At 45.5% G+C, this 11,731-nt stretch carries 13 protein-coding genes; 5 read left to right on the top strand and 8 right to left on the bottom strand.

Annotated features, from left to right (window positions below; translation table 11 throughout):
• On the bottom strand, positions 1 to 207 hold a 207-nt coding region (gene cas5 / locus GXP22_01805), incomplete at its 3' end, for a CRISPR-associated protein Cas5 (GenBank protein NOX08219.1).
• 11 nt (positions 208 to 218) lie between these two features.
• Positions 219 to 2,675 carry a CRISPR-associated helicase Cas3' gene (gene cas3, locus GXP22_01800; protein ID NOX08218.1) on the bottom strand — a complete coding sequence of 819 codons (2,457 nt, stop codon included), beginning with the start codon at positions 2,673 to 2,675 and terminating at the stop codon, positions 219 to 221.
• 153 nt (positions 2,676 to 2,828) lie between these two features.
• Between cas3 and GXP22_01795 the strand changes: the two genes are divergently transcribed.
• From GXP22_01795 to GXP22_01780, 4 genes are all read left to right on the top strand, one after another.
• Positions 2,829 to 3,146, top strand: a complete 318-nt coding sequence (locus GXP22_01795; protein NOX08217.1) for a helix-turn-helix transcriptional regulator — start codon at positions 2,829 to 2,831, stop codon at positions 3,144 to 3,146.
• The gene (locus GXP22_01790) at positions 3,143 to 4,345 is read left to right on the top strand and encodes a type II toxin-antitoxin system HipA family toxin (protein ID NOX08216.1); all 1,203 of its coding nucleotides are present in this window, start codon (positions 3,143 to 3,145) and stop codon (positions 4,343 to 4,345) included. The genes GXP22_01795 and GXP22_01790 overlap by 4 nt, the downstream gene beginning before the upstream one ends.
• 77 nt (positions 4,346 to 4,422) lie before the next feature.
• The gene (locus GXP22_01785) at positions 4,423 to 4,629 is read left to right on the top strand and encodes an AbrB/MazE/SpoVT family DNA-binding domain-containing protein (GenBank protein NOX08215.1); all 207 of its coding nucleotides are present in this window, start codon (positions 4,423 to 4,425) and stop codon (positions 4,627 to 4,629) included.
• The gene (locus GXP22_01780; protein ID NOX08214.1) at positions 4,626 to 4,997 is read left to right on the top strand and encodes a type II toxin-antitoxin system VapC family toxin; all 372 of its coding nucleotides are present in this window, start codon (positions 4,626 to 4,628) and stop codon (positions 4,995 to 4,997) included. Before GXP22_01785 ends, GXP22_01780 begins: the two co-directional genes overlap by 4 nt.
• A 102-nt stretch (positions 4,998 to 5,099) precedes the next feature.
• On the opposite strand, the gene lipA is transcribed toward GXP22_01780, so the two are convergent.
• From lipA to GXP22_01750, 6 genes are all read right to left on the bottom strand, one after another.
• A complete protein-coding gene (gene lipA / locus GXP22_01775; GenBank protein ID NOX08213.1) occupies positions 5,100 to 6,050 on the bottom strand; it encodes a lipoyl synthase in 951 nt (316 codons plus the stop codon).
• A 156-nt stretch (positions 6,051 to 6,206) separates the two neighbouring features.
• Complete coding sequence (gene lipB / locus GXP22_01770) at positions 6,207 to 6,872, bottom strand: lipoyl(octanoyl) transferase LipB (protein ID NOX08212.1); 666 nt, start codon at positions 6,870 to 6,872, stop codon at positions 6,207 to 6,209.
• 21 nt (positions 6,873 to 6,893) lie between these two features.
• Positions 6,894 to 7,163, bottom strand: a complete 270-nt coding sequence (locus GXP22_01765) for a DUF493 domain-containing protein (GenBank protein NOX08211.1) — start codon at positions 7,161 to 7,163, stop codon at positions 6,894 to 6,896.
• Positions 7,160 to 8,023: a D-amino-acid transaminase gene (dat, locus tag GXP22_01760; GenBank protein ID NOX08210.1), complete on the bottom strand. Its 864-nt coding sequence runs from the start codon at positions 8,021 to 8,023 to the stop codon at positions 7,160 to 7,162. The genes GXP22_01765 and dat overlap by 4 nt, the downstream gene beginning before the upstream one ends.
• Positions 8,024 to 8,041: 18 nt before the next feature.
• A complete protein-coding gene (locus GXP22_01755; GenBank protein ID NOX08209.1) occupies positions 8,042 to 9,184 on the bottom strand; it encodes a D-alanyl-D-alanine carboxypeptidase in 1,143 nt (380 codons plus the stop codon).
• A 50-nt stretch (positions 9,185 to 9,234) separates the two neighbouring features.
• Positions 9,235 to 10,044, bottom strand: a complete 810-nt coding sequence (locus tag GXP22_01750) for a septal ring lytic transglycosylase RlpA family protein (protein ID NOX08208.1) — start codon at positions 10,042 to 10,044, stop codon at positions 9,235 to 9,237.
• Positions 10,045 to 10,157: 113 nt separating this feature from the next.
• Between GXP22_01750 and GXP22_01745 the strand changes: the two genes are divergently transcribed.
• The gene (locus GXP22_01745) at positions 10,158 to 11,720 is read left to right on the top strand and encodes an AAA family ATPase (GenBank protein ID NOX08207.1); all 1,563 of its coding nucleotides are present in this window, start codon (positions 10,158 to 10,160) and stop codon (positions 11,718 to 11,720) included.
• Positions 11,721 to 11,731 lie beyond the last annotated feature (11 nt).

The following is an 11,731-nucleotide window of genomic DNA, read 5'->3' as shown; positions in this document are numbered from 1 at the left end:
TCGTAGAGATTCCATTACTCTCACCCTGTCCACATACCAGATGATTGTGGGTTTCCAGTAAATGGATTTCAGAACACCTTTTATAGCTTCATAAGTAGGTAGGTGATAACTACATTTCTCACCACCAATTTTGGTGACTGGATCAGTAAACAGGGCATAACGACCATATACCTTGAAGCTGACACTATTTTTGGGTTTGTCATGCATTCGGGTTCCTCCTAACACATATTGAGTTTCATTGAGCTACACGGCTTATCTGACAAGCCGAATTTATCGCTATAATATTGTTCATCCAGCCAATAAATACCTTCACCGGGCTGTATTTCATGTACGGCTTTTTCTTCTTGTAGCCGTTTCCAGACATTGGGGAATACATTGACACTATATTTTTGTGCTTGCCTAAGTAGTTCCCGATAGGTTTTTACATCAAATTCTTTTGCCACACACCCCAGCTCAGCAATGATTTTTGCTCCCTCGTCCCCATAAGGCACAATAACCGCCTGTGTCGGTGAGTCAATGGCTTTAAACACTTTTCCTGCTGTCATAAATGATTGCCGAAGCAGTATTGGATTACTGTTACAGCCTACATTTCTTGAGTTGTTACTTAACAGATTTAATAAATTATCATCCCTGCCTAAGTGTTTTGAAGATACTGGGTAACTCATTTCTCCTGCACGGTCATAAAAATAATATTTAAAATATTGCTTAATTGCATCCGGTGCCAACAAATTTTTAAAGCCTTCATCAAAAACACGTTGCGCCTTATCTCGGCCAATTTTTATGTCTTTTAATAAATCAATTTTTTCCTCACTCGGGTTCACGACATGAACTTCTGCCATTTCACGCAAACCATTTCTGTTACAGCGACCGGCAGCCTGTGCAATGGAATCTAGCCCTGCAAGAAACCGGATCACTGATGCAAAGTCCACATCAACACCAGCTTCAATCAGTTGAGTGCTAATACATAATACGGGTTGATTTTTTTCCAACCGTTCCCGAACCTTAGCAAGGATCATTTTACGATGTGCGGGACAAAGACTGGTGCTTAATTGAAATATTTCACCTTTATCTACTTCAGACTGCAATGCTTGAAAGAGTTGCTGCGCCCATGATTTGGTATTAACAATAATCAGACAACTACTGAGTTTATTAAATTCATCCAGGGCAAGATCTGCGATTTGCTCCGTTGTCCATCCTTTAGGACGAACCCTATTATTCAATTTCACCCGTTCTAAATCTTCAAAAAGTTTAGGTACATCACTCACCAGTTCATTTTCTTCTGGTATGACTAACTGACCTTTTTCTGGTGTTTTAAGCTGATCAAGCAAAGGTTGAGTTGCTGTACACAGCACAGCAGTAGTATTGCAAAAATTGGTGAGAAAATTAAGCGCATTACAAAATAGATGGGTACAGTTGATCGGCAATGTCTGAATTTCATCAAATATCAGCACACTGTTAGCCAGTTGGTGCATTTTTCTTACACCTCTTGTTCCTCCTGAAAATAGCACCTCAAGAAATTGCACCATTGTTGTCATTACAATCGGAGCATCCCAGTTCTCTGAAACCAGTTTGCTGTGCCAAGTCTGTGTCTCAGGCTCTAAATTTGAATGCTGTTCCAGCACCCATGGAAATTCATCTTTTGAACATTCAAGCACTTCGCGAATCGCTTGTGCATTTTGTTCAATAATTGATGTAAATGGAATTATATAAATAATGCGATCTACAGGCATTTCCTTATTGTTCTTTGAACGGTATAGAGCATGATGTAATGCATAACGTAAACTGGCGTAGGTTTTTCCTCCACCTGTGGGTACCGTAAGCGTATAAATTCCTTGTGTATCTTTTGCTCGATTTTTGCAAGTATCTGAAATATTTCGCCGTAACTCATCTATGTCCTTTTCACCGCTGAATTCTTTAATAGCTGATTCAAGACGATTAACCGGAGTTGACCAATCAATTGGCGTGTCCCTCCTATGTTGAGCGTTTTCAGGATATTCAAAATCAGCACTATTAATTCGATCCGCATCAATCAGGCAACTGAATAACATACGTGTCCAGAAACCTAGATTAAAAGATTGGATAGTTATGGGGAGCTTCCTATTTTCAATTTGTATGACTTTCTGTAGTTGTGTTAATGCTTCCTGCATCAACTCCTTATCTACCGAAGTCTCTAACTTATCCAGATAATTTTGTGGTGCATTTTTCAAACATTCATTTTTATATGTTTTACCATCCAGTTTTTTCATTCTGGCCAAAAATGCGTTATCGCCATCTGGCTTAAGACAATCAATAAGACCACTGTGATGTGATGCAATACATATTGCCAACATCTGACCAACCAACTGACCTTGTTCCCCCCATCTATGGCAGGTTTCCCATATCCATTGTGCACCAGCAGAAGAATGATCTATTTTTCCTTTTAAACCTCTAAAATCAACATAGTTATCTTCATCTGGATTTATTTTTCCAGTAGCAGAACCTATATATGCCTGAAAATCCACACTGAACTTTCCAAAGTCATGTAATAACCCAATTAACTCTCCAGCACCTGAAGCCCCTATTTTCGATGCCAGCTCCGCAGCAATATCCCCCACTTCAGTGAGATGACAAATAAGTGACTGTTCACGCCCGTCTTTTCTTTTATGTGCAATAAATGGGTAGGATGTTTCTGGCATGTTTCTAATGTCCTTTTGTAGCCGATCCATATATAACTAGATGATAATAACCATAACATACTAAATGGATAGATCAATTCTTTCCAATCACCTATTATTAATAATAACTAGCAATATTTGACCAATAAAGTAGATATAACTATAATTATTGGTATGAATAAACCAATAACATATCAAGAATTGCGTGACAATCCAACTGATTTACAGAAGAGCTTGGGTCGTAAGGCGAAGGCATTGCGTCTGCGTTATGGTTATAAACGAACTACCTTGAGTGAGAAGAGTGGGGTGTCGCCAGAAACCATTCGTAACTTTGAACAGAGTGGAAAGATCACCCTGGAGAACTTTCTTAAGATTGCCTTTGCACTGGATGAGAGCAGGAAATTGCATTCTTTGTTTGAGGCTGATGAGATAACATCAATCCGTGAGATCGAGGATCGGCAGCAGCCTTTGCCAAAGCGGGGCAGGCGATGAGTGCGCTGAATGTTCATTATTCCCTGGCTCCCGGTAGTTCTATTGCTGTTGGGCAATTGGCCTTGTATCAGGAACGCATCTATTTTGAATATACCTCTGACTTTTTATCTACTGGACTAGAACTATCTCCCTTTAACCTGCCGTTGAAGGCGGGTGCGGTATCGGCAGAAGCGGTGCCGTGGGGTGGCTTGTTTGGTCTGTTTAATGATTCTCTTCCAGATGGTTGGGGACTGTTGTTGATGAATCGGCATTTACGCTCATTGGGTGTTGAAACGAGATACCTGACACCACTGGACAGGCTTGCTTATATGGGGAACCGAACGATGGGTGCGTTGACTTATGAGCCAGCCAGGGATGATATTGCGGATGATTCCTTTGAGCTTGATGTTGGTGCTATGGCTAGCAATGCTATTAATATCTATGAAGGTCGGGTCAGTGACATATTGCCTCAAATAGCACAGGCGGGTGGTTCTCCTGCGGGTGTGTGTCCCAAGATTCTTGTGCATCTGTGTGATGATCGAATGATCTCTGGTGAGGCTGAGTCACCAGAAGGATTTGATCCCTGGATTATTAAATTTTTCCCAGCAGATGATCATCCTGATACGGGAAGAATTGAATATGCCTATTCATTGATGGCGCAGGATGCAGGTATCGATATGCCTGAAACGCGACTGTTCTATGATAATAACGGTAAGGCATGGTTTGGCATCAAACGCTTTGACCGAGAGGGGCAGCGGCGCATTCACATGCATACCCTTGGTGGATTGCTTAATGCTGATTTTAGATTGCCATCACTGGACTATATTGACGTATTGAAGGCAACGCAAACATTGACGCGTAATGCTGCTGATGTGGAACGTGCCTTTGTTGTGATGGCATTCAATGTGTTGGCTCATAACAGGGATGATCACTCCAAGAATTTCTCTTTCCTAATGGATGAAAGCGGTGCATGGCGGCTTGCGCCCGCTTATGATTTAACCTGTTCGAATGGTATCAATGGTGAACATACCTCAGCGATTGCAGGGGAAGGCAAAGATCCTGCTGAGGTACACATGCTGAGAGTAGGGGAGTCAGTGGGGTTGAAGCCTGTGTATATGAAGGGGGTTATTGAACGTGTACAGACATCAATAAGTCGCTGGAGTACCTGGTGTAATCGGGCAGGCATCACGCCTGTGATAAAATTTCCACCATTGGCTTAGGTTTCCAGTTAGCATTTGACAAAGTATATCGATGTAGATATCGTAATACTTTACGTGAATCGATAGGAGTGTTGATAGTGTTAAGTGTTAAAGTGTCACCCAAATTCCAGGTTGTTATTCCTAAAGAGATCAGAGAGTCATTACACCTATCACCTGGTCAACGAATGCAGGTCGTTCAATACGAAAACAGAATCGAATTTATCCCGGAAAGAGATATAGGTGAACTTGAAGGTTTTCTTAAAGGTATTGATACATCATTCACTAGAGAAGAAGATAGGTTATGAATGTTGTCGATTCTTCAGGCTGGCTTGAATACTTTGAAGGTGGCCAGAATGCCACAAAATTTTCTGTTCCTATAAAAGAACTTGAAGAACTTATAGTGCCAACAATATGTATTTACGAAATATCAAAAGTAATACTTCGAGAGAGTGATGAAAATCACCTGTTACAAGCTCTTGCGGCAATTCAAAAAGGACAAATTATAGAGCTTACGTCCTCAATTTCAACTGCTGCTGCGAAGTTTAGCTTAAAGTACAAATTACCAATGGCGGATAGCATTATATATACAACTGCAAAACAATATAATGCTACGCTATGGACTCAAGATATTGACTTTAAAGGTTTACCAGATGTCAATTACATACCAAAATAAGAAGCTGATAATGCAAATTCACTTGGGCTACTTTTAACCTGATGTGATGGCTCACTGGGTGAGCCAGTGGATTGTTTTTTGTGGGGTAGGGGGGCAGTATACCTATTTAATCACCCCTGCCGCCTGCTGATCGGCATGATACGAAGAACGTACCATTGGCCCACTGGCGACATGGGTGAAGCCCATGGCATCACCGATGCGGGTAAACTCATCAAACTCGTCGGGGTGTACATAACGATCCAGCGCAATATGGTGAATGCTGGGTTGCAGGTATTGTCCCAGTGTCAGCATATTGCAATCATGTTCGCGTAGATCTTGCATCACCTGTTCAATCTCGGGGTTTTCTTCACCTAGCCCCAGCATTAGACCCGACTTGGTGGGCACCTCGGGGCAGTGTGCCTTGAATTCTTTTAATAGCTTGAGCGACCATTGGTAATCGGCACCGGGGCGAGCCTTTTTATACAGGCGTGGCACGGTCTCCAGGTTGTGGTTGAAGACATCGGGTGGGGTGTTGGTCAGGATTTTGAGGGCGACCTCCATGCGGCCACGGAAATCGGGCACCAGGATCTCGATGCGTACCTTGGGTGTGCGTTTACGAATGGCACTGATGCAGTCGGCAAAGTGCTGGGCACCTCCATCACGCAGATCATCGCGGTCGACGGATGTGATGACGACATAGTTTAGTCCCATCGCCTCGATAGTTTTTGCCATGTTTTCAGGCTCATCAGCGTCCAGGGGGTCTGGTCGACCATGGGCGACATCGCAGAATGGACAACGACGGGTACAGACATCACCCATAATCATGAAGGTGGCGGTGCCATGACTAAAGCACTCACCCAGGTTGGGGCAGGAGGCTTCTTCACAGACGGTGTAGAGTTTTTGTTCACGCAGGATCTTCTTGAGCCGTTGAACCTCGGGGTGGGCGGGTGATTTAGCACGAATCCAGGCTGGCTTACGTTGTATCCGGGTGGTGGTCTCGATCTTGATCGGGATACGGGCAGTTTTTTCCTTGCCGCGTTGTTTAATGGGTTTTTCTTTATTCATTGAAAACAATATGCCTGGTAAGTGCGAGACAGGAGCTGCTCCTCTTTATCGGAGACACGCCGTGAATACATCCCTGTAGGCTCGACAGCCGCGTCCATGCGGCTGACGGTCTCCGCTAAAGAGGAGTAATTCCTGTCTCTTGAGTTAACGGGAGAGAGTATTTATTCATAGGGTTACTGTTGTAGCTGTGTGTTTATCGTATGGCTGGATAGTGTATCCCATCCCTTGCTGGAAATGTGACAAAAGCCGTTCACAGACCATGGGAATGCTGTCATTAACCCCCAGCTTTTTGAGGCTGGTGGTCTGTAGTCCAACATAACCACAGGGGTTAATGCGCTCAAAGGGTTCCAGATCCAGATCAACATTGAGTGCCAGACCATGATAACTACAACCGCGTTTGATACGCAGCCCAAGGGCGGCAATCTTGCGTTCATCAACATAGACCCCCGGTGCATCCTTACGCGCTTGTGCGCTAATATCGTAGTCTGCCAGCAGATTGATAATAATCTGTTCCAGCTGATGGACCAGTTGTTGTACGCCCATGTCGCGCCGTTTTATATCGAGCAGGGTATAGAGCACAATCTGGCCCGGTGCATGGTAGGTGACTTGTCCGCCCCGGTCGCTGTTAACTATCGGGATATCACCCGGATTTAACAGGTGTTTGCTTTTGCCATTCAGCCCCAGGGTAAAGACTGCGGGGTGTTGTACCAACCAGATTTGATCCTCGGTATCAGCCTCTCGCTCGGCAGTAAAAGTCTGCATTGCCTGCCATACATCTCGGTAATCCTGTAGGCCAAGATGGTGTAGTGCGATACTTGATGGTGTGGATATCGGCTTCACTGCTTTAATGGCTTACAGTGCCATGATGATCTCGGTTGTTGCCGTGAGATCGGTATATATGGCATCCAGTTGCTGTTTACTATGTGCGCGTATGATGACAGTGACAGCAAGATAACCATTGCTTTTGCTATTACGGGTGCTTATCTTGCATGTACTAATATCATCGACATGACGATCAATGATATTAACAACGAGCTGCTCGAAATCCTCATGTATCTTGCCCATTGCCTTGATTGGAAAATCACAGGGGAATTCAAACAGGGTTTCATCGGTTTTGTTCATTGGTTTTTTTCTCCATTGCGAAGAGCCTCACGGCAATCGTGGTAGAGGGCTGCCATGTGGCGGAATAAAGGCCCTGGCTTGCCATCACCAACGAATTGATCATCCAGTTGGGTGATGGGGATGATCTCACGGGTTGAACTGCTCATCCAGATCTCGTCAGCATGGCGTAGATCCTGTTCGCTAATATCCTTTTCACACAGGGGAATATTATGGTGGCTTGCCAGTTCAACGATTAGATCACGGGTAATGCCGGGCAGAATATAACCACCCTTGGGTGGGGTAATGAGCTGCTTGTCACGCACAATAAACAGATTGCTGGCAGCACCCTCGGTGGCCTTGCCATTCCGGATCAGGATGGCCTCGGCGGCATCGGCCTCAACCGCCTTTTGTCTTAATAGCACATTGGGTAACAGGGTAATGGCCTTGATATTACAGTATTTCCAGCGGATATCCTCGTGGGTAATCGCCTTGTAGCCCTGTTGTAGATCGAGTTCAGGGATGTGGATCGGGTTACTCATGGCAAACACGGTGGCGATGACATTATCAGGGAAGTGATGTTCGCGTTTGCTGGCAACGCCGCGTGTGATCTGAATATAGATGGACTGGTCATGCACGCCATTACGTTGTACCAGATCTTCCAGCATATCCTGCCATTCGTTGCTTGTCTTTGGATTGCTCAGCTGAATAGCTGCCAGGCTATTATCCAGCCGTTGCAGGTGTTCTGTCAGACGGAACAAACGGCCACCATAGGCAGGGATCACCTCATAGATACCATCACCCAGCAGAAAACCCCGATCCAGAACAGAGACATGGGCCTGTTCTATTGGCAGGAAATCACCATTTAGATAGACGATGGACATTGATTAAAATTTCCCTTGTTACTCGAAATATAACAATATCTTGTCGCTAATGACCTGCCAGAGGGAGCCTTCTTTTACGGCTTGCAGGGCAATCAGGGGTTGTTGTTTGATAATCTTGTCGTGGAGTTGAATGTCCAGTGAGCCATATTTCTGACCGGTGGTCACCGGTGCGATAATCTGTTCATCAATCTCTAGTATGGCTTTGACCTGTGCATGTTCACCACGCGGTATAGTGATGTATAGATCATCCATCAGACCCAGGGCAAGCTTTTCCTGTGTGCCTTGCCAGACGCGAGTGGTGGTTAATTCGGTGTTTGCACTATAGGGTTTGTGAGTTTCAAAGAAACGAAAACCATAGTTTAATAATGCCTGACTCGCCTCGGTGCGGGCTTTTTTGCTTTCGGTGCCCAGTACCACTGAGATCAGGCGCATCTCGCCGCGTTTGGCTGAGGTTACCAGGCAATAACCGGCAGAATCGGTATGGCCGGTTTTTAGTCCATCAACACTGGGGTCACGCCAGAGCAGCTTGTTGCGATTGTATTGGGTGATATTGTTAAAGGTGAATTTCTTTTCGGAATACCAGCTGTAGTATTCGGGGAACTCGCTGATCAAGGCACGGGCCAGTTTAGCGATATCTGCGGCTGTGGTGATATGTTCAGGATCAGGCCAGCCGGTACTATTGACGAAGTGGGTGTGTACCATATCGAGGGCGACGGCGTGCTGGTTCATCAGTGCGGCAAAGGTGATTTCATCACCGGCTGTGTATTCAGCCAGGGCGACAGTGGCATCATTACCCGATTGGATAATCATGCCCTTGATCAGGTCTTCCAGTAGAACCTTTTTACCGACCTCGATAAACATGCGTGAACCTTCCATGCGCCATGCGCGTTCACTGATGGTCACCTTGTCGGTTAATTTGATATTGCCTGCCTTGAGTTCCTTGAAGATGACATAGGCGGTCATCATCTTGGTGATACTGGCCGGTTCCATCGGTTGTTCAGCATCCTTGGCAGCGATGATATAAGCACTATTGTAGTCTTGCAGAATAAAGCTGCGCGCACCAATCGCAGGTGCCTTGGGCACTGGGCGCGGGGCAGTCTGTGCCATCATGGGTAAGGCGATCAACAGTAAAACAAGGATTCTCTGGATTTTAATAAGCATAATATTTCTGGTGTGTTCCGGGCTGGTTAATATATGGGGGCAGTTTTGGCTTATTCAAGCAGGATATGCGGGTTATGTATGCCTAACTCAGCAAGATGACGAGTGAGTCGATCAGCAGCATCGTTGCTATTCAGTGGCCCCAGTTTAACACGGTACACGCGTTGCTGTCGGCTGTTAGTAACGGGTTGAATGACAATATTATGGATGGCAGCCTGTTGCAGACGTGATCTTAGACGATGGGCGTTTTCCTGGTTGGCAAAGGCACCCACCTGTAGGTAGATGTTGCCGCTACGTGTGTAGGGGGTCAGCGTTACTTCATCCTTATAGGCTGAATGTCTTTTTTCCTGGACACCCGGTTGCAGCGCGCGTACCTCGACACGACCGGTTCCTCGTTTGTTAATGCCGAGTTTGATGGCAGCCGCATAGGATAGATCAATAATACGTCCCTCATGGAAGGGGCCACGATCATTGACGCGAACCACCACCGAGCGTTGATTATCCAGATTTGTTACCCGCACATAACTGGGCAGAGGCAGGCTCTTGTGTGCCGCTGTCATCTTATACATATCATAGGGTTCACGGCTGGAGGTCAGTCGACCATGAAATTTAGTGCCATACCAGGAGGCAATGCCGCGTTCGACATAACCCTCAGCGTGATCCATTACATGGTAACGCTTACCTAGCACCTCATAGCTGGAGGGGTTGCCATAACGTGCCCTCGCCTCGTGACGAGGAACGGCATCCGGGATCTTGCTAACATCAACATGACGTGACGGGGCACTATCTTGTTGCTCAAAGATTCGGCTACCACTACAGGCTGTGAGCAAAATGGATAGCAGTAATAGGCTAATTAGTTGCATGGTGTCCTCTTGATTCAGGATGATTATACTATAAGCAGAAAAACCGGGGACAGACCCCAATAAAAACCGGGGACAGACCCCAATTAAAAAGAATATGTTATCCTCAACAGACCATGAATAATATTGCTGCACGGCTGATTGAGTCACTTCAAAACCCGGCTATCTACCCCCATGAGGTCACTGGGCTGTCTGTGCTTGAAACTCATATCTCCTGGGTGATTCTCACGGGTCGCTATGCCTACAAAATTAAAAAGCCGGTTAATTTTGGCTTTCTTGATTTTTCAACACTGGAAAAACGTAGGCACTATTGTGAGGAAGAGGTTCGGCGTAATGCCTGCCTGGCTGCGGATATCTATCTGGGAGTGGTCGCCATAACAGGCAACCCGGATAGCCCTGTTCTTGATGGCGATGGTGAAGTGTTGGAGTATGCCGTCAGGATGCGTGAATTTAATCCGCATAATGAACTGGATAAATGCCTTGCGCGTGGTGAACTCAGAGCTGAGCATATTCGCTTGCTAGCGAAAAAGGTGGCACGCTTCCATCAGCAGATTATGGTTGCAGATAGTGCTTCAAGCTATGGTGGTAATGAGGCTATTCTTGCCCCGAGTATGGAGAATCTGGATCAGATTAAGACCCTGATTGGTGATGAGGTTGAGTCTGTTATAGATCCTGTTCGGCAATGGATGATGCAGGCCTGGGATCAATTAAGACCGGTATTTGAAGGACGTAAGGCGGGTGGCTATATCCGCGAATGTCATGGCGATCTTCATCTGCATAATATCGCACTGGATCAAGGTGATCTCTTGATCTTTGACTGCATTGAATTCAATCCCGATCTATACTGGATTGATGTGATGAGTGAGATTGCCTTTACTGTTATGGATCTGGATGATCGTCAGCAGTCGCAACTGGCGTGGATATTTCTCAATTATTATCTACAGCAAACGGGTGATTATGAGGGGCTGTCGGTATTACGCTTCTATCTTGTCTATCGAGCGATGGTGCGTGCCAAGGTGGATTGTATCCGCGCCCATCAGGAAGGGGTGTCTGCCCATGACCGGGATCAGATATTGAATGAATTCCGTTCTTATCTTGATCTGGCAAAACAATATATTGATCATAAAAAACCGTTGTTGGTGATCACTCATGGTTTATCGGGATCAGGCAAGACCTTGATTGCCTCTCAATTGGCACCCGTGCTGGGGGCTGTTCATCTACGCTCTGATATTGAACGCAAGCGTCTATTCGGTTTGGCTGAGACAGCATCATCAGGTGCATCAATTAATACGGGTATCTATAACAAAGAAGCTACGGAGAAGACCTATCAACAGCTTTTCGATATTACTAAAAAAGCTATTCAATCGGGTTTTAATGTTATTGTCGATGCTGCGTTTCTTGAACAGGACAGGCGTCAGTTATTTTATGAGTTGTCACTGGCGCTGGGTATGCCCTGCTACATACTGGATTGTCAGGCACCAGAAGCAGAACTAGCTATGCGTATCAGTCAACGACAAAGAGCGGGCAATGATGCGTCAGAGGCTGATCTTGATGTGCTTAAACATCAACTGAAGACAGCGGCCCCGTTGACACCGGCCGAGACCCTGCGATCCATCCCTATTGATACCTGTCAGATCTTAAATATTAACAAGATATTATCAACCGTAAACAGGGCGTAAGCTGGGGAAAA

Source organism: Gammaproteobacteria bacterium, assembly GCA_013151035.1.
Lineage (GTDB): Bacteria > Pseudomonadota > Gammaproteobacteria > JAADJB01 > JAADJB01 > JAADJB01.
The sequence above is the reverse complement of the archived record's forward strand: the minus strand, read 5'-3'. Positions and strand labels throughout refer to the sequence as shown.